18 protein-coding genes and 2 rRNA genes are annotated in these 23,264 nt (G+C 46.2%); 15 read left to right on the top strand and 5 right to left on the bottom strand.

Features of this window, described 5'->3' with window-relative positions:
- The first annotated feature begins 272 nt into the window (after window positions 1-272).
- From CEQ32_RS02225 to CEQ32_RS02270, 8 genes are all read left to right on the top strand, one after another.
- A 23S ribosomal RNA gene (locus tag CEQ32_RS02225) occupies window positions 273-3,165 on the top strand.
- A gap of 222 nt (window positions 3,166-3,387) precedes the next feature.
- Window positions 3,388-3,503 (top strand): 5S ribosomal RNA (gene rrf / locus CEQ32_RS02230).
- 555 nt (window positions 3,504-4,058) lie between these two features.
- Window positions 4,059-4,346, top strand: a complete 288-nt coding sequence (locus CEQ32_RS02235; RefSeq protein ID WP_069455196.1) for an OadG family protein — start codon at window positions 4,059-4,061, stop codon at window positions 4,344-4,346.
- A gap of 11 nt (window positions 4,347-4,357) precedes the next feature.
- A complete protein-coding gene (gene oadA / locus CEQ32_RS02240) occupies window positions 4,358-6,193 on the top strand; it encodes a sodium-extruding oxaloacetate decarboxylase subunit alpha (protein WP_088585444.1) in 1,836 nt (611 codons plus the stop codon).
- 8 nt (window positions 6,194-6,201) lie between these two features.
- Window positions 6,202-7,332, top strand: coding sequence for a sodium ion-translocating decarboxylase subunit beta (locus CEQ32_RS02245; protein WP_069455194.1), 1,131 nt, complete (start codon window positions 6,202-6,204; stop codon window positions 7,330-7,332).
- Between the two features lie 643 nt (window positions 7,333-7,975).
- Window positions 7,976-8,578, top strand: coding sequence for a GNAT family N-acetyltransferase (locus tag CEQ32_RS02260; protein WP_088585445.1), 603 nt, complete (start codon window positions 7,976-7,978; stop codon window positions 8,576-8,578).
- A gap of 93 nt (window positions 8,579-8,671) precedes the next feature.
- On the top strand, window positions 8,672-9,127 hold the full coding sequence (locus CEQ32_RS02265) for a GNAT family N-acetyltransferase (protein ID WP_037419745.1): 456 nt from the start codon (window positions 8,672-8,674) through the stop codon (window positions 9,125-9,127).
- A 44-nt stretch (window positions 9,128-9,171) separates the two neighbouring features.
- On the top strand, window positions 9,172-9,567 hold the full coding sequence (locus CEQ32_RS02270; protein ID WP_037419558.1) for a hypothetical protein: 396 nt from the start codon (window positions 9,172-9,174) through the stop codon (window positions 9,565-9,567).
- A 50-nt stretch (window positions 9,568-9,617) separates the two neighbouring features.
- Here CEQ32_RS02270 and CEQ32_RS02275 read toward each other — a convergent pair whose 3' ends face one another.
- Complete coding sequence (locus CEQ32_RS02275) at window positions 9,618-10,511, bottom strand: LysR family transcriptional regulator (RefSeq protein ID WP_088585446.1); 894 nt, start codon at window positions 10,509-10,511, stop codon at window positions 9,618-9,620.
- Between the two features lie 141 nt (window positions 10,512-10,652).
- Between CEQ32_RS02275 and CEQ32_RS02280 the strand changes: the two genes are divergently transcribed.
- From CEQ32_RS02280 to CEQ32_RS02295, 4 genes are all read left to right on the top strand, one after another.
- Window positions 10,653-11,423, top strand: coding sequence for a TSUP family transporter (locus CEQ32_RS02280; RefSeq protein WP_037430888.1), 771 nt, complete (start codon window positions 10,653-10,655; stop codon window positions 11,421-11,423).
- A 292-nt stretch (window positions 11,424-11,715) separates the two neighbouring features.
- The gene (locus CEQ32_RS02285) at window positions 11,716-12,915 is read left to right on the top strand and encodes an exonuclease SbcCD subunit D (RefSeq protein ID WP_088585447.1); all 1,200 of its coding nucleotides are present in this window, start codon (window positions 11,716-11,718) and stop codon (window positions 12,913-12,915) included.
- Window positions 12,912-15,968: an SbcC/MukB-like Walker B domain-containing protein gene (locus CEQ32_RS02290; RefSeq protein ID WP_088585448.1), complete on the top strand. Its 3,057-nt coding sequence runs from the start codon at window positions 12,912-12,914 to the stop codon at window positions 15,966-15,968. The genes CEQ32_RS02285 and CEQ32_RS02290 overlap by 4 nt, the downstream gene beginning before the upstream one ends.
- A 267-nt stretch (window positions 15,969-16,235) precedes the next feature.
- Complete coding sequence (locus CEQ32_RS02295; RefSeq protein ID WP_037419574.1) at window positions 16,236-17,531, top strand: peptidoglycan DD-metalloendopeptidase family protein; 1,296 nt, start codon at window positions 16,236-16,238, stop codon at window positions 17,529-17,531.
- 361 nt (window positions 17,532-17,892) lie between these two features.
- On the opposite strand, the gene CEQ32_RS02300 is transcribed toward CEQ32_RS02295, so the two are convergent.
- From CEQ32_RS02300 to CEQ32_RS02315, 4 genes are all read right to left on the bottom strand, one after another.
- On the bottom strand, window positions 17,893-18,360 hold the full coding sequence (locus CEQ32_RS02300) for a hypothetical protein (protein WP_037427304.1): 468 nt from the start codon (window positions 18,358-18,360) through the stop codon (window positions 17,893-17,895).
- A gap of 86 nt (window positions 18,361-18,446) precedes the next feature.
- Entirely contained in the window at window positions 18,447-18,974 is a 528-nt protein-coding gene (locus tag CEQ32_RS02305) for a M48 family metallopeptidase (RefSeq protein WP_037427302.1), read from the bottom strand.
- Between the two features lie 56 nt (window positions 18,975-19,030).
- Complete coding sequence (locus tag CEQ32_RS02310) at window positions 19,031-19,468, bottom strand: DUF3010 family protein (RefSeq protein ID WP_037419582.1); 438 nt, start codon at window positions 19,466-19,468, stop codon at window positions 19,031-19,033.
- Between the two features lie 114 nt (window positions 19,469-19,582).
- On the bottom strand, window positions 19,583-20,932 hold the full coding sequence (locus tag CEQ32_RS02315) for a DEAD/DEAH box helicase (RefSeq protein WP_088585449.1): 1,350 nt from the start codon (window positions 20,930-20,932) through the stop codon (window positions 19,583-19,585).
- Window positions 20,933-21,011: 79 nt separating this feature from the next.
- On the opposite strand from CEQ32_RS02315, the gene CEQ32_RS22910 reads away from it, so the two are divergent.
- From CEQ32_RS22910 to CEQ32_RS02325, 3 genes are all read left to right on the top strand, one after another.
- A complete protein-coding gene (locus CEQ32_RS22910) occupies window positions 21,012-21,185 on the top strand; it encodes a hypothetical protein (RefSeq protein ID WP_156312309.1) in 174 nt (57 codons plus the stop codon).
- Between the two features lie 116 nt (window positions 21,186-21,301).
- A complete protein-coding gene (gene rssA, locus CEQ32_RS02320; RefSeq protein WP_055647202.1) occupies window positions 21,302-22,249 on the top strand; it encodes a patatin-like phospholipase RssA in 948 nt (315 codons plus the stop codon).
- 112 nt (window positions 22,250-22,361) lie between these two features.
- Entirely contained in the window at window positions 22,362-23,042 is a 681-nt protein-coding gene (locus tag CEQ32_RS02325; RefSeq protein ID WP_037427297.1) for a hypothetical protein, read from the top strand.
- Window positions 23,043-23,264 lie beyond the last annotated feature (222 nt).

The raw sequence follows: 23,264 nt of genomic DNA on the forward strand, positions 1-23,264 counted from the left end.
TATGGTTAGAGATGCCAAAGATAAACTAAAACATTATCTTTGGCTTTTTTAAGCCCGCTCTTTAACAATTTGGAAAGCTGATAGTAATTAACGCAATGATGTCTGTCGTTGTGTTAATACGAAAAAAATTGAGTTCTTAAAACACTTGTTAAGTGTCTTGAATATTCAAGTCTAAGGCGAGTCCATCTTCTTGGTCGAAGATGAGACAAGTAAAACCAGCTGGTCGCAACGACTCAAGTGGCTCACGCAAGTGAAACTCATTTGGGTTGTATGGTTAAGCGACTAAGCGTATACGGTGGATGCCTTGGCAGTCAGAGGCGATGAAGGACGTAGTAACTTGCGAAAAGCGTTGGCGAGCTAGTAACAAGCATTTGAGCTAACGATGTCCGAATGGGGGAACCCGGCCGCATAAGCGGTCATCATGTGGTGAATACATAGCTACATGAGGCAAACGAGGGGAACTGAAACATCTAAGTACCCTTAGGAAAAGAAATCAACCGAGATTCCCCTAGTAGCGGCGAGCGAACGGGGATTAGCCCTTAAGTCAGAGGGGTGTTAGTGGAATGGTCTGGAAAGTCCAGCGGCACAGGGTGATAGCCCCGTACACGAAAACTAACCTTTGATGAAAACGAGTAAGGCGGGACACGTGATATCCTGTTTGAATATGGGGGGACCATCCTCCAAGGCTAAATACTCCTGACTGACCGATAGTGAACCAGTACCGTGAGGGAAAGGCGAAAAGAACCCCTGTGAGGGGAGTGAAATAGAACCTGAAACCGTATACGTACAAGCAGTGGGAGCGGTTCTTGAGACCGTGACTGCGTACCTTTTGTATAATGGGTCAGCGACTTACGTTTTGTAGCGAGGTTAAGCGAATAGCGGAGCCGTAGGGAAACCGAGTGTTAACTGCGCGTTTAGTTGCAAGGCGTAGACCCGAAACCCGGTGATCTAGCCATGGGCAGGTTGAAGGTTGAGTAACATCAACTGGAGGACCGAACCGACTAATGTTGAAAAATTAGCGGATGACTTGTGGCTGGGGGTGAAAGGCCAATCAAACCGGGAGATATCTGGTTCTCCTCGAAAGCTATTTAGGTAGCGCCTCGAGCGAATACCATTGGGGGTAGAGCACTGTTAAGGCTAGGGGGTCATCCCGACTTACCAACCCTTTGCAAACTCCGAATACCAATGAGTACTACTCGGGAGACAGACGGCGGGTGCTAACGTCCGTCGTCAAAAGGGAAACAACCCAGACCGTCAGCTAAGGTCCCAAAGTGTATGTTAAGTGGGAAACGATGTGGGAAGGCTTAGACAGCTAGGATGTTGGCTTAGAAGCAGCCATCATTTAAAGAAAGCGTAATAGCTCACTAGTCGAGTCGGCCTGCGCGGAAGATGTAACGGGGCTAAACATACCACCGAAGCTACGGGTGCAATTCATTAGAGTTGCGCGGTAGAGGAGCGTTCTGTAAGCCGTTGAAGGTGAAGGGGTAACCCACACTGGAGGTATCAGAAGTGCGAATGCTGACATGAGTAACGATAAAGGGGGTGAAAAACCCCCTCGCCGAAAGACCAAGGGTTCCTGTCCAACGTTAATCGGGGCAGGGTGAGTCGACCCCTAAGGTGAGGCCGAAAGGCGTAATCGATGGGAAACAGATTAATATTTCTGTACTTCCGCTAACTGCGATGGAGAGACGGAGAAGGCTAGGCTAGCGCGGCGTTGGTAGTCCGCGTTTAAGGTGGTAGGTGGGTGACTTAGGCAAATCCGGGTCACTATACACTGAGAGCTGATGACGAGTCCCCAAGGGGATGAAGTAGTTGATGCCATGCTTCCAGGAAAATCTTCTAAGCTTCAGGTTAGCGGGAATCGTACCCCAAACCGACACAGGTGGTCGGGTAGAGAATACCAAGGCGCTTGAGAGAACTCGGCTGAAGGAACTAGGCAAAATGGTACCGTAACTTCGGGAGAAGGTACGCTCTTGTTGGTGATGAGACTTGCTCTCTAAGCTGACGGGAGTCGCAGATACCAGGTGGCTGCAACTGTTTATCAAAAACACAGCACTGTGCAAACTCGCAAGAGGAAGTATACGGTGTGACGCCTGCCCGGTGCCGGAAGGTTAATTGATTGGGTTATCGCAAGAGAAGCTCATGATCGAAGCCCCGGTAAACGGCGGCCGTAACTATAACGGTCCTAAGGTAGCGAAATTCCTTGTCGGGTAAGTTCCGACCTGCACGAATGGCGTAATGATGGCCACGCTGTCTCCAGCCGAGACTCAGTGAAGTTGAAATTGCGGTGAAGATGCCGTATACCCGCGGCTAGACGGAAAGACCCCGTGAACCTTTACTATAGCTTGGCACTGAACATTGACCCTACATGTGTAGGATAGGTGGGAGACTATGAAGTTGGAACGCTAGTTCTGATGGAGTCGTCCTTGAAATACCACCCTTGTAGTGTTGATGTTCTAACTTGGCCCCATTATCTGGGGTAAGGACAGTGCCTGGTGGGTAGTTTGACTGGGGCGGTCTCCTCCCAAAGAGTAACGGAGGAGCACGAAGGTTGGCTAAGTACGGTCGGACATCGTACGGTTAGTGCAATGGCATAAGCCAGCTTAACTGCGAGACAGACACGTCGAGCAGGTACGAAAGTAGGTCATAGTGATCCGGTGGTTCTGAATGGAAGGGCCATCGCTCAACGGATAAAAGGTACTCCGGGGATAACAGGCTGATACCGCCCAAGAGTTCATATCGACGGCGGTGTTTGGCACCTCGATGTCGGCTCATCACATCCTGGGGCTGAAGTCGGTCCCAAGGGTATGGCTGTTCGCCATTTAAAGTGGTACGCGAGCTGGGTTCAGAACGTCGTGAGACAGTTCGGTCCCTATCTGCCGTGGGCGTTGGATGATTGAGGGGAGTTGCTCCTAGTACGAGAGGACCGGAGTGAACGAACCGCTGGTGTTCGGGTTGTCATGCCAATGGCATTGCCCGGTAGCTATGTTCGGAATCGATAACCGCTGAAAGCATCTAAGCGGGAAGCGAGCCCCAAGATGAGTCATCCCTTGGACTTTAAGTCCACTAAAGAGCCGTTCGAGACTAGGACGTTGATAGGTCAGGTGTGTAAGCGTTGTGAGGCGTTGAGCTAACTGATACTAATGACTCGAGAGGCTTAACCATACAACCCAGATGGGTTTTACTAAGTAGCACTTAGACGAATAGAAACACTTAAGAAGTGTGAACTCAATACAGCTTTCTAAATTAACAAATAAAGGTTAATTACGCAGGTAATTGTACGGCAGACAAAGCCGTGACGAGCGAAGGGCGGAGTGTACGGTAGTACATGAGCACTGGAGTGAGGAAACAATGCCGTCAGACGTAGAATTAACCAGTAAGAATTTGCTTGGTGACAATAGCATTGTGGTCCCACCTGATCCCATCCCGAACTCAGAAGTGAAACGCAATCGCGCCGATGGTAGTGTGGGGTCTCCCCATGTGAGAGTAGGTCATCGCCAAGCGCCTAATTAAACAACGAAGCCAGCTGAACAAGCTGGCTTTTTTGTTTTTAGTGTTTTCAATTTCAACGTTCTATTCTTCACAATACTTCTCTAAGTATCTTTAATTTTTCGCCTCATACGGAATATAAACAGAGAGCCCCTCATTGCTCCGTTTTCTTCATTCTCCAACACCTTTAGCATCATTCATTTAAATGGCTGCTTGGTCTAAATACTTTAGTGCATTGAGACCCCTTTGATTTTTGTCCTTATAGGACTAATCAGTAAATTTAAAGCTTGTACTCTTCGTATGCTCGTTTAAGGGGGAGTCAGAACCTTATTGTCAGCCCATGTTTGCTTTTGGTTTCATCTTGGTTGGTATCTTCATTTCGTCATTACTCCTCAATAAAAATTTCTGCTTTGCCGTTTCATTAACGAATATTCATTTTATCGGTCGTTCACTAAGGATCCCTCAGACACTTGCTGCTGATCTTATGTAAATTGGTCTTACCAATTTACATTCGTCGATTAAATTTGTTATCAATGCAGATGTTGTGTGGTTGTTAATTTAAAACGCGAATGTTGGTTAAGGGCGAAGGAGGTAGGGCAGTGAAAGGGGAGCTAACGCAACAGTTATTAGACGCTGTTGGCATCATGTTATTGGGGATGGGGCTGGTCTATTTATTTTTAAGTGTATTGATATTAGCTGTGAATCTGGTTGCTAAGTGGTGTCGTGAAGAGCACAAAGCAGTAGAACCGTTGAAGGTCAATGATGCGAGCTCAACTGGAGCCGCAAGCACTTTAGATCCTAAATTGGTGGCTGTGATCAGCTTAGCCGTCCAGCAGTATCGTTCTCAGGCTAAATAATGGAGCGCCATATGAACCGAGTAAATTCGATAGTGGCGCCTAAGCCATTACAGTTAACCGATGTTGTCTTGAGGGATGCACATCAGTCTATTTTAGCGACGCGTTTACGCCTCGATGACATGCTTCCGATTGCACCGCTCTTAGATAAAGTGGGATTTTGGTCGCTAGAGTCTTGGGGCGGAGCGACCTTCGATGCCTGTATCCGTTATTTAGGTGAGGATCCTTGGGACAGGATCCGCGAACTGAAAAAGGTCATGCCCAATACGCCTCAACAAATGTTACTGCGTGGTCAAAATCTATTGGGTTATCGCCATTATGCCGATGATTTAGTGACGCGTTTTGTCGAACGTGCCCATGCCAATGGGGTCGATGTGTTCCGTATCTTTGATGCGATGAATGATGTGCGCAACCTCGAGACTGCAGTAAAAGCCGTGCGCCAAGTTGGTGGCCATGCGCAGGGGACGATCTCATACACGACGAGTCCAGTGCATACCATAGAGACGTGGGTGGATATGGCAAAACGTCTCGAAGATATGGGATGTGATTCTTTGTGTATTAAAGATATGGCGGGTCTGCTGAAGCCGATGGAAGCGTTTGAGCTTATAAGTCGACTAAAATCCCAAACGCAACTTGTGCTGTCAATGCATTGCCACGCCACCACAGGCCTGAGTACCGCAACCTATCAAAAGGCTATTGAGGCGGGAGTCGATGTACTCGATACCGCCATTTCATCCATGAGTCAAACCTATGGCCATACCGCAACTGAAACGGTAGTCGCTATGGTGGAAGATACTGAACGTGCAACAGGCTATGATCTTGTATTACTTGAGGAGATTGCCGCTTATTTTCGTGAGGTTCGCAAAAAATACGCCAAATTCGAAGGTGCGCTAAAGGGGATTGATTCCCGTATTCTACGTGCTCAAGTCCCTGGCGGCATGCTGACAAACATGGAGAGTCAACTCAAAGAGCAAGGTGCACTAGATAAGATAGATGCGGTGCTGGAGGAGATCCCTCGGGTGCGTCAAGATTTAGGTTTTCTGCCTTTGGTCACGCCAACCTCGCAGATTGTCGGCTCACAGGCGGTTATCAACGTACTGATGGGCCAAAGATACCAATCGTTAACGAAAGAGACTGAAGGTGTGTTAAGGGGCGAATATGGCGCTACGCCAGCGCCAGTGAATTCAGAGTTGCAGGCAAGAGTACTTAATGGGCAGGTGGCTATCACCTGTCGTCCTGCGGATTTACTCGTACCAGAGTTAGACAAGTTGCGTGCAGAGTTATTATCAAAGGCGCAGGATCAAGGGATTAGTCTCGTCTTAGAGAGTAAGGAAAAGCCTTCGGACGATGATTTACTCATTTATGCGCTCTTTCCACAGATTGGCTTACAGTTTTTGAAGAATCGCCATAATCCGGCGGCATTTGAGCCTAAACCTGAACTTGCGCCAATCTTACCAGTTACGCCGCGTGAGGCCGAAACCTATACCGTCACGGTTGAGGGGCAAACTTATGTGGTTGAGGTTGCCGAGGGCGGCGAAATTAGTCAGATCCAACCTCAAGGACAGGTAGCTTCGCAGCTTAATTATGCCCCTACTTCTCATTTAAACAGTGCACCATTGGCTCAATCCGCCGAGATTAAGCTGAAGATGAGTGCGCCGCTATCGGGCAATATCTTTAAAGTGCATGTGGGGATTGGCGACAAGGTTTGCGCCGGCGATGTGGTGATCATCCTTGAGGCGATGAAAATGGAGACAGAGATCCGCGCTCAGGGGGATGGTGTTATTACCCATCTCTTTGTGAAAGAAGGCGATTCAGTTGTCGTGGGTTCTCAATTATTGGCCTTAGCCTAGGAGTCTATATGGATGGTTTACTGGCGTTTTGGGCCGAAACGGGCATAGCCCATTTTACCGCAGGGCAAGTCTTAATGATGGCCGTTGGCATGTTGCTGTTATACCTCGCTATCGTGCGTGGATTTGAGCCTTTGTTGCTGTTGCCTATTGGCTTTGGTGCAGTGCTGGCGAATATTCCCAACGCAGGCTTTACCGAAGAGGGGGGAATACTCTACTACGCCTATCATGTGGGGATTGAAACCGGCGTTTTTCCACTGCTGATCTTTATGGGGGTCGGAGCACTGACAGATTTTAGTGCACTGATCGCCAACCCAAAAACCTTATTACTCGGCGCGGCGGCGCAGTTTGGGATTTTCGCGACCTTAATTGGCGCTATCGCCCTAAATCTGGTGCCAGGCTTTGAATTTACCATGCAGGATGCCGCAGCCATTGCCATTATCGGTGGGGCGGATGGACCAACGGCTATTTTCCTTGCCTCTAAGCTTGCGCCTGAGTTACTGGGAGCGATTGCTGTGGCGGCTTATTCCTATATGGCGTTGGTGCCGATTATTCAGCCGCCGATCATGCGTTTACTCACAACCCAAGCGGAACGTGAGATAAAAATGGAGCAGCTACGGGAAGTCAGTAAAAAGGAGCGGATTATTTTTCCGCTGATGGTATTAGGCTTAACCATTCTGTTTTTACCCGCGGCAACGCCACTGGTAGGGATGTTTTGCCTTGGTAACTTAATGCGCGAATCGGGCGTGGTGGATAGGCTCTCAAAAACAGCACAAAACGAGCTGATTAATATCGTGACGATTTTTTTGGGCTTAGCTGTCGGCTCTAAATTATCGGCCGAGCAGTTTTTGCGGGTAGAAACCTTGGGGATCTTAGTACTTGGTGCCCTTGCTTTTGGTATAGGTACTGCCGCAGGAGTGTTGATGGCAAAACTGATGTGTAAGTTATCCGGCGGTAAGGTTAATCCGCTGATTGGGGCGGCAGGAGTATCAGCTGTGCCTATGGCTGCAAGGGTAGTGAATAAAGTGGGATTAGAGGCTAATCAGCATAACTTTCTATTAATGCATGCTATGGGACCGAACGTTGCTGGCGTGCTAGGTTCTGCGGTCGCAGCGGGGATACTACTTGCCGTACTCGGCTAATAGAATAAAACGAAAAATATAGTATTAACCCATAGTGTAAGGTTATCGCGCCTGCTAAAGCGAGTGGGATACATCAAAAGGCCTACAAGGGCGTGTTGACGTTTCAGGGTTATTTTTGCAGCAATTTGGCTGGCGTTTATGCAAGGCAAAGTCCGTGCAGTGTAGTTATTCTACATAAACGGACGATAACGCAGCAGAAACGTCAGCCAAATGCTGCCCGAAAGGTTCGTCTGGCAAGCCCTTGCCCTTATTTTCTGTCATAAGAGCCGCTCGTCATTTGAGTAAACTACACATCATTCCTCGTTTCGCGAGCACGAGCTTGCCAGAACGAACAAAATTTAATCTCGAAACGTCAACACGCCCTAAATACATTGATGTGTTGGTCGGCCTTATATTTACACGATCTAAATAGGCTGGAGCCCTAGGCTACAGCGTGCCATGTGCTAAACCATGGCAGGCTTATGCACCGATTCATTAACCTGTCATTTTCAACGGTGAAGCTTAAGAGAAACTTAGCTATTGTCCGGAATAAAATTTATATAATCATGTTGAAAATAGAGGTTTTTTTATTTTATATAAATGATAGGCTAGTAAAAAGTGTGCGCAATGGCACACTTTTTACCGCGTTAATGGAGACGAGATAATGGGCAATGATGATCTTTCAGCGTGTTTAAATGGTGAACATGTCGTTCTAGAGCCTTTGTCGTTATCCCATGTGGCGGCACTTAGCTTAGCGGTCACCGATGGTGAACTGTGGCGTTTATGGTTTACCAGTGTGCCTGAGCCGAGTGAGATGAAAGCTTATGTAATGAAAGCCTTAGCTGAAAAATCCCGTGGGGAAAGTTTTCCCTTTGCGGTGCGAGACAAAGTTTCTGGTGAGATTGTGGGTTGTACGCGCATTTGCCATTGGGAGAGTGAGCATCGCCATTTAGAGATTGGTTACACTTGGTATGCTAAGCGCGCCCAGCGCACAGGTATTAATACCGAGGCTAAATTGCTACTACTCACCTTTGCCTTCGAAACCCTTGAGGCCATTGCGGTGGAGTTTAGAACCCATTGGCACAATCAAGCTTCGCGCCAAGCCATCGCTCGTTTAGGAGCCAAGCAAGATGGGGTTTTACGGAATAATAAAATTCTTAAGGATGGCACCATTCGGGACACTGTGGTTTATTCCATTATTGATTCTGAGTGGGCGACGGTGAAACATCATTTAATCTTTCGCTTACAACAGCGACTGGTAGTGTAAGGAATGATGGATGCGTATCGCGCATATCTACTATGAGTAGATATAGCTTGATAAGACGTCAATATGGATATGGACTTAAGGTTGGTTAAGCCGATGGCAAATAGAATCATTCAAGCTAATGAGTCCCACAGTCATGATATTGCTCCTTTATTTAATGAGTATCGGCAGTTTTATGGCTGTAAGGATGATGTAGAGGCGGGTGAGCTGTTTATCCGAACTCGTTTGCATGAGGGGTCATCGGTAATTTTTTTTGCGCGCTCACCTCAAGGTTTAGGCTTGGGTTTTGTGCAGTTATATCCCAGTTTTTCATCCCTTAATTTAGCGCCGATTTTTATTCTGAATGATGTATTTGTCACGCAGCATGCGCGATGTGTCGGGCTAGGTCGGGCGCTGGTACAACGGGCAGCAGACTATGCTCGTAGCCAAGGAGCACGTTATTTAGTGCTCGAAACCCAAAAAGAGAATTTACGTGCTCAAGGGCTTTATGAAGCACTTGGGTTTGTGCGCGATCAACAATTTGTAACCTATGAACTTGAGCTAAATCCTTAGCTTAAGTCGCTTACTCTTAATTACTAATAAAAAGGACAATATCAATGTTAAAAGCTTTTGCTATTGCAGGTCTTATGCTGACGATGAGCCACAGCGTGTTTGCGGATGAAGCCCAACAGGCTCTGGCTAAAGAAGCCATAGAATGTGCAGCCTATTATCAAATTAGCTCTGAAGCGATTGGCGCCATGAATGCCCCACAAATGCAAGCGGTGGGTGAACGCTTAAAAGCGTCTAAAGTTGAAGCCGAAAATCTGGCGAAGAAATACCAGTCAGAAGCCGAGGTGACCCAAGCCGTTGCCGATGCCAAAGCTCGTCAAATACAAAGCCTGGGTGGCTCTAGTAATCTCGGGGTATTGATGGGGAAATATAAAGAAGAGTGTAAAAACTTACTGGCTGATCCTCAAAAGCGCCTCGATTATTGGACAATGGCAACCATGTAACGTGGTTACTATGACTGACGTAAAAACCACCTTCGGGTGGTTTTTAGTTTTTAGCATGCATTGCGATAAGGAGCGAAGAGGTCGAGCATCCACTCGATAAATGCTTGCACTTTTAACGGCAAGCTTGGGGATTTAGGCGTGAGTAGGTAATAAACGTATGGGCTGGTAAACGGTGCATGGAAGGGGATGACTAAACTGCCATTAGCTAATTGTTCTTCAATAAAAAAGCGTGGGATCAGCGCCGCGCCCATGCCACTGGCAGCCGCCTGACTCAACATGTAAAAATGCTCCACGCCGAAGGTTTGTTCTTGCGTGAGTGTTAAGCCTACCTTTTCAGCCCAATAATCCCAAAGTTCTGGGCGAGTGGTGTGTTTGAGTAAGGTGACATGATTAATATCCTCAATACATTTCAGTTTTGGGGCCAATGACGGCGCGCAAACTAAGCACAGATCTTCATCCATGAGTTTGATGTAATTCACTCCCTTGGGCAGCTTGGTACTACTGCGGATCGCGATGTCGTAGCGCCCTTGGCTGAAGTCAACGGCAAAGTCACCTATCGAGAGATCCACATATAAATGTGGATAACGCGACTTAAATTGCTCCATACGAGGGATTAACCAGTTGATGGTTAAACTTGGTAATACATTGATGGCTAAGGTTTGTGGCCGAGAACCTTGGCTACGCAAATCGGCGGTGGCGCTCGATAAGGTTTGCAGCGCCGATTGTACGTGGGGGAAGTAACGCTTGGCTTCGTCTGTGAGTTCGACTTTTTTATGTAGCCTAACAAAGAGGGCGAAACCTAAAAAATCTTCTAATACCCTGATTTGTTTACTTATTGCGCCGTGGGTGACATGCAGTTCTTTGCTCGCCAGCGTCATACTCTGTAAGCGGGCAGCAGACTCGAATGCTCGTAATGCATTGAGCGGTGGCAAGCTAGTAAACATATTCATATCCAAATCAAGGTGTTTAACAAACGGTTTAGTGTGAGCTTTGCTCACGCTAGCGCGACAATAACTCCTTTGCATTTATAAGGCAAACGCAGTCTAATGCGAAGCCTTAGCTCCTATAACTCAATTATAAAAATCATGGAATTTGAATTAACTCTACAAGTTGCAGCATTACTGTTTGGCGTGGCGATGGTGGCGGGCTTTATCGACTCTATTGCTGGAGGTGGGGGATTACTGACGATTCCTGCGTTAATGTGGGCAGGGTTACCGCCAGCGGTCGCCCTTGGCACTAACAAGTTACAGGCCTGCGGTGGCAGCTTTTTTGCGAGCTTGTACTTTGTTCGTAAGGGATTGGTTGATCTCAAAACTGTCAAACTCGCGCTGTTTTGTGCCTTTATCGGCGCGGCGTTAGGTACAGTGTTGGTGCAGTTAGTGGATACCAAAATCCTTGAGTTAGTATTGCCGTTTTTAATCCTCGCCATTGGTTGCTACTTTTTATTTTCGAAAAAAGTTTCCGAGGAGGATAGACATCAAGTCTTAACCCCTACCGCCTTTGCTTTTACTGCCGCGTTAGGTGTGGGCTTGTATGATGGCTTTTTTGGTCCAGGAACTGGCAGCTTTTTTGCGTTGGCGTTTGTTACCCTTGCGGGTTTTGGCCTCGCCAAAGCGACGGCTCACGCAAAGGTGTTGAATTTTTCGACCAATATTGCCTCGCTGATTTTTTTCGCCCTTGGCGGAAAAGTCATTTGGTTACTCGGCTTAGTGATGTTAGCGGGCCAAGCCATTGGGGCAACCTTAGGATCACGTTTAGTGGTCACTAAGGGCACAAAGATCATTAAGCCCTTAGTAGTGACCATGTCGCTGGCCATGAGTGTGAAATTGCTCGCCAGCCAATACCAACTGTTTTGATGATGATTTTGGTACGGATCAACTTTCTTCAAGCTGAGCACTGACCTTATTTGCGCTAATGGTGATCTGTTAGCGCAGTCTTCGACCTCATTGCTGTAAATCTCTCCACTCCCATTGTATTGACTATACTCAGCGGCATTTTTTAGGATAACCTAGCATTTTTTAAAGTGTTTTTAGGGTTTATTGGCGAGTCATTGGGCGAGATTATCCGACAAGCAGCTTTGACAAATAACTTAACGACAAGCATTCCGCGCCATAGCGTTGGCTTAGTATCCATTAAGGTTCAGCAATAATGCGATTTATTCACACCTCAGACTGGCATATTGGCCGTCAGTTACATAATCAATCATTACTGGATGATCAGGCCTATGTACTTGATCAAATTGTTGCATTGGCGCAGCAGCACAGTGTTGATGCGGTGATTATTGCGGGGGATATTTACGATAGATCGATTCCACCCGCCAGTGCCGTCGCTTTGCTTAATGATGTGCTTAATCGCCTTATTAACCAATTGGGTATACAAGTGCTGATGATTGCTGGCAATCACGATGGCCATGAGCGTTTGGGATTTGCTGCTAAACAAATGGCTGCCAGTGGTTTACATATTATTGGGCCGCTACAGGCCGAATTAGTGCCTACTCGTTTAACCAGTGCCAGTGGCGATGCTTACTTTTATCCGCTGCCTTACGCCGAACCTGCGACCGTGCGCCAAGTGTTTGAAACCGATGCCAAAGGCCTTAGCGTATCGAGCCATGAAGAGGCGATGGCGTTATTGTTAGAACAGGTCCACTCCCATGATAGCCAAGGTTTACCTAAAGTGGTGGTGAGTCATTGCTTTTTGGATGGTGGCAGCGAGTCTGAATCCGAACGTCCATTAAGTATCGGCGGCGCGGATAAAATTTCCCCACGGCTGTTTAGTGAGTTTGACTATGTCGCCCTAGGGCATTTGCATGGCCCGCAATATAAAGGCTGCGAACAAGTGCGCTACTCAGGCTCAATCCTAAAGTATTCCTTTAGTGAGCAACACCAGCATAAGTCTGTCACCTTAGTGGATATCGCAGCGCAATCTCCCGCTCAAATCCAACTCTTGCCCTTAACTGCGCTACGTGATGTGCGGATTATGGAAGGGGAATTGGCACATTTATTAGAAGTAGGTAAAACCGATGCCAAGCGTGAGGATTATTTAATGGTGCGCCTGCTCGATAAACACGCCATTTTAGATGCCATGGGCAAACTGCGCAGTGTTTATCCCAATGTGCTGCATTTAGAACGCACCGGATTGATGGCGGGCGATCAGGCGGTGGTGCTCAATCGAGATCATATAAAAAAAGGTGAAATGGCCATGTTCCGTGACTTTTTTGCCCAAGTCTCGGGGGATGAATTAACGCCGGCGCAGCAGGCGGTAATGGAGGATATCCTAACTCAGCTTCATCGAGACGGGCTCGAACGCAGCGAAACACATCGTGACGTAAAAGAGGAGCAGGCAGAATGAAGCCACTACAACTTTCCATGTCGGCTTTTGGTCCGTTTGCTTCGACTCAGACAATTGATTTTACTGAACTTGGTGATAATCCGTTATTTTTGATCAACGGGCCAACTGGCGCGGGTAAAACGACTCTGCTCGATGGTATCTGCTTTGCGTTGTATGGAAAAACCACTGGCAATGAGCGTGAAGGCAGCCAAATGCGCTGCGATATGGCCGATGATAATCTGCTTACTGAGGTGACCTTTAGTTTTAAATTGGGTAACACTGCTTATCGTATTCGCCGAGTGCCCGAACAGGACAGACTCAAAAAGAATGGCGAGGGTTCGACAGTCCAAAAGAGCGAGGCGCAGCTGTTTAAGATCGCTCCCGATGGTACTGAAACCCTATTAGTCGCCAGTAAAGTCTCAGAGGCAACGGCTGAAATTGAAGCGTTAACGGGCTTAGACGTAGAACAATTTCGTCAGGTTATGGTGCTGCCACAGGGGAAGTTTCGTGAATTACTCATGGCTGACTCCAAGGCGCGTGAGCAAATTTTTAGTCAATTATTTCAAACCCATATCTATAAACGTATTGAAGATATCTTAAAGGCGAAGGCGGCCGATATCCGCGGCTTGGTTAAAGAGCAGCGTGCGCGTCGCGATGGCATTCTACAAACCGCGGAGCTAGCGAGTGACGACGAGCTTGCCGCTGAATTTAGTCGAATAGAACCCGAATTGGCGGCCGCTATCGCCGCGAAAGAACGTAGCACGGCGGCGCATCTACAGGCGTTAAAACAGCATGACAGTGCGCAGCAACGGTTTGCTGAATTTACTCGTTTAAGTGAATTAGAATCCCAAGCCACTTTGCTTCATGAACAGCAAGCAGATATTGCAGCGCAAACGGCTCGCCTGAATGTGGCAAAGCAAGCGCAGCGTCTTAAGCCCTTATTGGATAATGCGTTATCGAGGGAGCAGGAAGCGACAATTGCTAATGATCAGCGCAGCCATGCCCAAATGGCTCTCGATACGGCAAAGCTTGCGCTTGCCAAAGCTGAGATCGAAGCGCAGGAACTTATTCCCCTTGAACAACAGCTGCGCGATTTTGAACAACAACATAATCAACTCAGCACGTTAGTACCGCAGTTGGCAGAATTTTCTAGCCTTGAACAAGCTTTATCGCAGGCAAAAGAGATACTGCAACAAACCAAAGAGCAGGGGCAAGAGACTAAGACGGCGCTTGTAAGCTTAGTTGATCAGCGCAGCACCTATGAAAATCAATTGCCAGCATTACAACAGCAAAGTGAGCGTCAACTCGCGACCGCACAAGCCTTGCAGCAACAGCGCCACTTACTTGAGTTGTTCAAACAATGGCAACAAATCTGCGCCAAAGTTGCACAAACCGAAGAGGCACTTGTACAAGCAGGATTACAAGGAAAGATGCTGAACGCGCAGCATCAGGCAGCGCTAAGTGACTATAAGTCTTTACAGTTCAACTGGTTTCAAGGTCAAGCAGCCATTTTAGCGAGGGAACTCAAACTCGATGAACCCTGCCCAGTTTGCGGCAGTATCGAGCATCCTCATCCTGCAACCAGTCATGATCATTTACCAACGGACGCACAGCTGCAAGCTGCGCAGGATGCCGAGGTGAATGCACTCGAACAGCTCAGCAAAGCGAGGGCAGAGTATCGGGGGCTACAAAAACAGTTAGAAGCACAGCAGTCGCAGGCAAATGAACTGGCCTCCTCGCTGGGGGATACGGTTGAGTTACCACTTGAATCGCATGTCCATCGGCTTGAGGAATTAACACGCCAAGCAAAACAAGCTGAAGTCGCCACCCAAGCATTGCAGCAGTTACAGCAGCAAATCAAAGCGTTGCAGCAGCAAGAGTTAGCATTGACGCAACAATTAGAGCTTGAGCGTGAGCGGTATCATCAACAAGAAGGTGAAGTGGCGCGTCTATCCGGTCAATTAGCGGAAAAGGCGCTTCGGATCCCTGAGGAATACCGCTCGCTTACTGCGTTAAATCAAGCGATTAATAATAATCAACGGCAGCTTGAGAACACTCGTGAGCAGATTCATGCTCTTAGAAACTCACTAAAGCAGGCATCTGAGCATTGTGTGGCGGCGCAAACGGCGCTAGAGGCGGCGATACAACGCTGCCATAGCGCAGATGAGCAGCAGGCTGTGGCCGATGGTGACCTTAACTCACAACTGCATTTAGCGGGGTTTACTGATAGGGACGCATTAAGGGCGGCATTGTTAGCCGATGAGCAAATTCAAGCGTTGGGCGAGCGTATTGAAACCTATCATCGACAGTGCGCCTTAAATCAATCACAGCTTGATCAGCTAAGAACTGAGCTTAGTGATGTCAGCGTGCCCGACCTTGATGCCCTAGAAGCCATGCTCGCAGAAAAGCACCAACAACTTAATCTCGCTGAAGCTACATGGAGCCAACTTAATACGCGGTTCTCTTTGCTTAAACAAACTCAAACACAGCTCAGTATTGTCGATCAAAAAGCGAAAGCCCTTGAGGATGAATACGCCATTATTGGCACCTTGGCCGATGTGGCCAATGGCAATACCGGCAACAAGATTTCTCTGCAACGTTTTGTATTAAGCGTATTACTCGATGATGTTTTACTCGCAGCAACTCAGAGATTACACCTGATGAGTAAAGGCCGTTATCGATTACTGCGTAAAGAAGACAGAGCGAAGGGAAATAAGGCATCAGGGCTTGAGCTTGAAGTCGAAGATGCTTACACCGCAAAAGTGCGTCCCGTGGCGACATTAAGTGGTGGGGAGAGTTTTATGGCAGCTTTATCTATGGCGCTGGGTTTATCAGACGTGGTGCAAGCCTACGCCGGTGGGATAAAACTTGATACGTTATTTATCGACGAAGGTTTTGGCAGCCTAGATCAGGACTCCCTTGAACTTGCCATCCGTACCTTAATGGATTTGCAATCTGCGGGTAGGATGATCGGCGTGATATCTCATGTTTCTGAGATGAAAGAGCAGATAAACACTCGAATAGATCTGTTGAAAACCTCCCATGGGAGCGAAATCAAGATGATTTTGCCTTAGTGTCAGTTAAAGGGATTAATTGTTTATTTAACTTATTGTTTTAATTGTGATTGAAGACGTTGTTTTGTGCTATTTAACATCTGGATACAGAACGCACAATCGATTTAAAGTGCCAACTGACGCATGTTTTTGGGAAATAGTGCTGTTAAAGTGCAAAATAGCGTTTGTCATAATCGGTTTTTTGGGATAAGTTGGGAAAATTCGGGCTTCCCTAGGCGGGACTGGTTCAAAAATATAGCGCAAAAACGATAACAAAAGGTGAAAGCGTTGCAGACAGGCAAACCCAATTTGGCTAATTTTCCGCAAATTCGTTTGCAGAATTTATCTTCAGCCCATAAGAATATTCTCCTCGTAGGTGGTTTATTGATCGGTGCGGCGATGTTAATGCCGAATGCTAATCATGTCGTACCCACAGCACAACGAATTCCCGTAGCTCTCGACATTGAAACTGTTTTACCGCAAGTTTCTGAGCCTGTTGATTCTACCACTGTTATTGACAATACCCCTGATTTTGAGCGTGTTATTGCCTCCGGTGATACTCTAAGCGCTTTATTCTCTAAGGCGGGTGTTGACCAGCTAACGATGTATAAAGTACTAGAGGCCGATTTAAATATTTTGGCACTCGATACTTTATTACCTGGGAACCGGATTCAGTTTTGGCTCGATAATGATGGCCAACTGCAAAAGTTGGAGCTTTATTTTAACGCCGCACGCCAAGTCGTATTTACTCGTTATGAAGATGGTAGCTTCAACGTTGAAGAAATTAACGTTGAAGGCGTTTGGCAAAACCGCATTATTACTGGTGATATTAAAGGCTCATTTTACGTATCGGCTCAAAAAATGGGCTTAGCGGCAGCTGATATTCAGCGGATTGAAGATTTACTCAAGGAAAAAGTGAATTTTGCACGGGATTTACATGCAGGAGATAAATTTTCTGTTTTGGTAAATGATCAATATGTTGAAGGTGAAGCAACCGGTAGCAGCCAAATATTAGGCGTTAGCATTAAAACTGGGCGTTCAGAAATCAGTGCCTTTCAGCATACTGATGGCAGTTATTATGATGCAAAAGGGCGCAGTTTAGTGCGTGCTTTCCAGCGTATTCCATTGGCTAAACAGCCTCGCATGAGTTCACGTTTTAACCCTGCTCGTAAACATCCGATCACTGGCCGTATTTCCCCCCATAATGGTACCGATTTTTCTGTCCCTATTGGTACTAAGGTTATCGCGCCTGGTGATGGCGTGGTGAGTTTAGTAACGGATCACCAATTTGCCGGTAAATATATTGTGATTGAACATGGTGGTAAATATAGCACCCGTTATTTACACCTTTCAAAGGCATTAGTGCGTAAAGGCCAGAGAGTAACACGTGGCCAAGTGATTGCTTTATCTGGTAATACTGGGCGTTCAACTGGTCCGCATTTACATTATGAATTCCATGTAAACGGTAAACCCGTCGATCCAATGAAAGCCGATATTCCTATGGCGAGCCAATTAGCAAACCAAGAATTGCGTAGCTTTACGAATATGGTCAATAGTCGTCAGTCGTTGATGAATTTAGGTTAATTCATTTTCGTTTGTCCCGTTCTGAGTATAAAAACGCCGATGAATACTGATTCATCGGCGTTTTTATTTCTATTGAGTGTGCCTCAGCAACTAAATGATTTGAGTGGTGTATTTGTCAGGCTTTTTGTTGGGTTTGTTGTTTAGCTGCATATGCTTGGATAAGACTGCTTGCTTAAATTTGATTAAATTTCGCCCTTGTTATCGGTATTTAAAATAATAAATCGAGCCACTTTAGGCTTTAGTGAGCGTACAGGTATTGATTGAATGACGTGTGAATAGCGAAGATAGCTAGCAGAAAATATCTAACCACTCTTACTTTGAGATATCTTCAAATTTATTTAATCAAGATCGATAAACAATATTAACTTGCCTGGCGTTTCTGCATCGCTTTTAACGCACATTTACATAGACGCCCCTTTAATGCAGGACATCCTCCACAGGGAGACTTTTTATAAGGACGAAGTGCAAAGCTTCGCTCTGTCGGTAAGGGGGAAATACGTTTGATGGCTGCAAAGGATAAAAATTGTGCATCATTTGCGGCATTAAAATGCGCTTTGGCTAATTTTAATTGCTGCTTACGGGCTGCTTTATCAAGATCTTGAATGTGTTGTTTGGTAATATACTCAGCCAATAATTGATTTAAGTGCTTGCGTTGTGCTTTTTTACTTTTGGCCGCAGTCGTCTGTTTTATTGGTTCCGCTGAGAAAGATGATTTTGCAGCATAGTTAACTGATGCCGCATAGGATAATGTTGCCTGTTGCTTTTGCAGTTTCTTGGCTTGTTTCTTACACCATTTTTCTAGCTTTCTACCAATATTTTGCGTTTTCATACAGCCTAAGTACGTGACAGATAATACATGACTATTCTAAATGAAAACTATTATCAGTCAACTCTTGGGTCAATAAAAATAAGTACTCAAACTGAGTCTATTGAGTGCGCGATATAAGGGGATTGATTGGCATCAATACAGGTCAGCAGTAAGCGCAGATCAAATTCAAATTGGTGGTAATCTGGTTCCATATAAGTACACAGATTATAAAAAGCTTTATTGTGATCCTTCTCTTTTAGGTGGGCGAGTTCGTGCACCACTACCATTCGTAACAAAGGTTCAGGTACACGTTTTAAGCGAGAAGATATACGAATTTCATTCTTCGCTTTGATTTTGTTACCTTGCACTCTAGATACGTAGGAATGTAAGCCAAGTGCATGATGACTCATGCTAATTTTGTCATCAAAGATCACTTTCGATAGGGGAGAGGATTGGCGTAAAAACTGATTTTTTATCCCTTGGGTATAGTCGTAGAGGGCTTTATCGCTGCGGATATGATGAATGTGCGGATGACGGCGAAGCAATACTTCCCCAAGCTTGCCACTTTGTAAAAGCTGTTCAACTTGGCGTTGGATATCTAGGCTATAACCACTGACATATTTTAGGTTTTGCATGATGCTTGCGACATGTAAGAGGCTTGGCGCTAAGTGATAGCGCCAAGCAAGAGCACTTAAGCTTTACCAAAAATATGGCGATTTTGCTGAGCGTAGGCAGCCTCAAAGGCGGGTTGTTGGAAGCGTTTCAGATCTAAGCTATCAAAGTCTACCTGAGGTGGATTGCGCTTATTTTGTTCCTTGATCGCCACTGGAGATAGCAAGGTTACAGGCAGCTCGCCTAATTGAATTGCGGCTTCGAGTTTGAAGCTAGTAGCAGAACCTGCCAGTTTGCCTTTTTGCTCACGCTCAATAATGACAATTTCATCGATCTTGTAATCTTCCATCAACTTATGGAAAGCAAAATGAAACTCACGAATTGCCTCCGTCGATGCCGACTGTGCAATGCTAAAAGACACTTTACGGCAGCTGGGTACGTTGAAGGTTTCACCTTCGTAACTGAGCAGACTGATGATGGCTTCGCCACCTTTTAATTCAACACCACAAATTCGCATGTTACACCTTTAACTATTTCAAATTACTTATGTATCGCCGGAAGAATCGCTCCAGCGAGTCACTCATTTTGAGCGCTCAAGTTTCACGGACTTGAGCTATCTTTTGCGTTATTTTTAGATCTCGTCGTCATTATCTTGTAGCAGTTGTGCCGCAGGTTTTTTGCGCATTGGCGCATCACCGACATCAACACCCGTGATAAAGCGTTTATCACGGGATGGCGCTGCTTTAACAAGGTGCGACTTAGGTTTAGATTTGGCTTTGGTGTTTGCCTTTACTACACCTTTAGTCGCGACGGACTTTGGCTTTTCTTTTAGACCACTAAATTTAGCTTCGAGCCCTTTAATTACACTGATTTCGAAGGTTTTTCTTAAAAAAAGTTGTACTTTTTTAAAGTTATCCCAATCCTTAGGACCAACTAAGGAGATTGCGTCACCTTTGGCTCCCGCGCGGCCAGTGCGGCCAATGCGATGAACATATTCTTCGGCAAATTTGGGCATGTCGAAGTTAATGACTAAGGATACATTCAGTAAGTCTAAACCACGGGATGCCACATCTGTGGTCACCAATATTTGCTGCTGACCACGGGCAAATTGGTCCATGATCTGGTTACGTGCCGTTTGTTTTAACTCGCCACTTAAGGCGGCTGTTGCAAAACCTTGAGCCGAGAGCTTAGCGGCTAACCGCTCTGTATCGGCACGGGTGGCGGTAAAAATAATCACTTGCTTGTGCGATTCATCCGTCAGTAAACGACTGAGTAGGGCTTCTTTATGATCTAAATGATCACACAGATAAATTCGCTGCGAAATATCCTGATGTTCACTGTGGGCCGTGCCGATTGCCACATGTAATGGATTTCTAAGTAATGCCGCCGCAATCTCATTGATTTCACTATGATCTAAGGTTGCTGAAAACATTAAGGTCTGACGACGTTTATGATCGGCCGCCTCGTTGATAGCTTTTAACTGTGGCGCAAAGCCTAAATCCAACATACGGTCGGCTTCGTCCAAAACTAACAACTCTAATCCATTGAGGAATAAGTTTTTTTGTTCTAAGTGATCAGCGATTCGGCCTGGCGTTGCAACAATAAAATGCGGCTCTTTTGCCAGCGCTTTAGCCTGATCGTTAAAGTTTTCACCGCCCAATACACTAATCGCTTTATATTGGGTATTGGCCACCAATAAGCGTAACTGACTGTACACCTGATGGGCTAATTCGCGGGTCGGTAATAAAATTAATACTCTAGGGTCGCGCTTACTGAGGGCGCGGGTGGAGATAACCCTTTGCAATGCGGGCAGCAAAAATGCCAAGGTCTTACCTGACCCAGTCTTTGATGATGCCATTAAATCTTTACCTGCCAATGCGATAGGTAATGCTTGTTCCTGGATGGCGGTTGGGGTTGCAATCCCCATATGCTTTAAGCTTTGTAACAGACGCTGGTCCAGAGAAAAATCAGTAAACTGCAAAGGTATATCCCCTAAATCTGAGTGAGGGCAGATTATAGCGCTAAATCACTATGGTCAGCTATCTTGATTGGGCATAATCTTGCGTAATCATCTAAATAGCCACTTATTTGCTTGGCTTGTGTCACGCTCGATATTTGCCCCGAGTGCTATGTTTAGCCAAATTGGCTATGAACTTACAGGATATCAAGCGACGATGTGGTTACTCTCTGCCCAAGGGGATAAGGCCGAGCGTAAACCATATAAATGTATCTAATGACTGGCTAGCGTAACGGTTTATGTTGTCTAATGATTGACAACACTTTGGCTGGAATTTAGCTTTTTCACGTCATAGCGCTTCTTTAAATCATCGATTTATTAAGGGAATTTATTATGAGTAAGGGGACAACTCCGACGATCGGTATTGCCTTAGGCAGTGGTGCAGCCAAAGGTTGGGCGCATATTGGCGTACTCAATGGGCTTGCCGCCATGGGAATTAAACCCGATAAGGTCGCTGGATGCTCAATCGGCGCCCTTGTTGGCGCTGCTTATGCCCATAATCATTTAGCGGAACTTGAAGAGTGGGTGCGCAGCTTCTCTAGTTGGGATGTGTTGGGACTGATGGATATTCGTTGGCGTAAAGGTGGGCTAATTGGCGGCGAAAAAGTATTCGATGTGCTGCAATCGCGGATTGGTGATATCAATATCGAGGATTTAGAGCGTCCCTTTGCGGCCATTGCTACGGATCTGTATTCAGGTCAGGAAATCTGGTTTCGCCATGGTGATTTACGCCAAGCCGTACGGGCCTCTTGCTCTATGCCTGGGATATTAGCGCCTGTCCGTCAAGGTGAGCGTTGGTTGGTGGATGGTGCAGTTGTTAATCCTGTCCCCGTTTCGGTGAGCCGTGCTATGGGGGTAGATATTGTCATTGCCGTTGATTTACAAGGTTTTCATACTGGTCGATTACAAGTTTTACCCGTTAATATGACCAGCCATCGGGCACCTAAAGATGAAACCCAAATGCCCGCGCGCCAAGAAACGGGTTTTATGGATTTATTCGCCCGCGGGCGAGAATATGTCGGTAGCTTAACCGATAAGTTTTCCCTAGGGACTAAATCTAATCCCGGTATGATTGCGGTGATGTCCCAGTCGATGAGTATTTTAGAGCAGCGGCATAAACGGGCGCGTTTAATGGGTGACCCTCCCGATATCTGTGTTGTACCCGAAGTCGCGAATATCGGCACCATGGAGTTCCACCGAGCAGCTGAAGCCATTGCAGCAGGTGAAGACGCCGTGGCAAAAGTGGCACATTTAATTGAAGCGGCGATCTGGAAAGGCTAAAAATGTCAGGATGAATTTATCTGTTAATTACGATATGACACTACTTACTGCTTGATTGGCTTAGTTTTTGCTTTAAAACGATTAATCAGTATTAGACGCCGAATTATTGACGATGAATTCTCTTTTAAATGCCCTTAATCTAAATCGTAGCAGTGCCGCTGAAGCTTATGGCCTGAATAGCAAAAAGACGGAGACAGGTAAAACTGAATCGAGTACGGAGTCAAACTCCTCAGCCAAAGAACCCCCTAAGGTTGATACTAAACCGAGTGACGAGATAGCGCTGTCACCACGGGCACTGCGAGCACAAAAAATTCAGGCCATGTCGAAAGACTTTTTTGCTGATGGCAAATTTAGCGTGGCTGAGATACCCGCTTTAGTCTCGCGGTTACAAAAAGACGGTATTCTTTCCGATGCACAGGTGGAACGGCTCTCGCAAAACGGCATTAGTTTGCCAAGCCAAAGTACCAATAAGCAGTCTTTGCAGGATTTTATCGATGATGAGCTAAAGTCTTTGGCTGAAAAATCGCCTAATAGCCCGATGATCAACACGTTAGTTGATGCTAAAAATGTGTTAAAAAACATGGATGATGCCCAGTCGCCAGTGCTGGCACAAAAGGCGACTAAAGTGTTTGGTCAATTAACGGATTATTTGAATAGCAACCCCACCATGAGCGATAGTCAAAAACAGTTATGGCAGGGACTTAAATCAACGATGCAGGTGGCTTCATCCATGGGGATGCAGCAATCAGCGTTGGGACAATTGAGCAGTTATCTTGCCTTAGCTAAGCGCTAGTCTTATTTACAATATTCTTTCAAAAACAATAGACTTTGGCTTCTGGGTCAAAGTCTTTTGTCATTATTAGCGCCATTTCCTGCGTCTACTATCTTGCTTTAGCATCAAGGTCAAGGCCTAAAACTGAGATCATTGGGTTTGGCAGCAGTTCTTATTTGTTCTTTTTATCCATCGGATAAATCATGATCTGGATCATGGAATTTTAGGTGTCGATGCCGCTTA

Origin of the sequence: Shewanella sp. FDAARGOS_354 (assembly GCF_002209245.2) — a bacterium.
Classification (GTDB): domain Bacteria; phylum Pseudomonadota; class Gammaproteobacteria; order Enterobacterales; family Shewanellaceae; genus Shewanella; species Shewanella xiamenensis.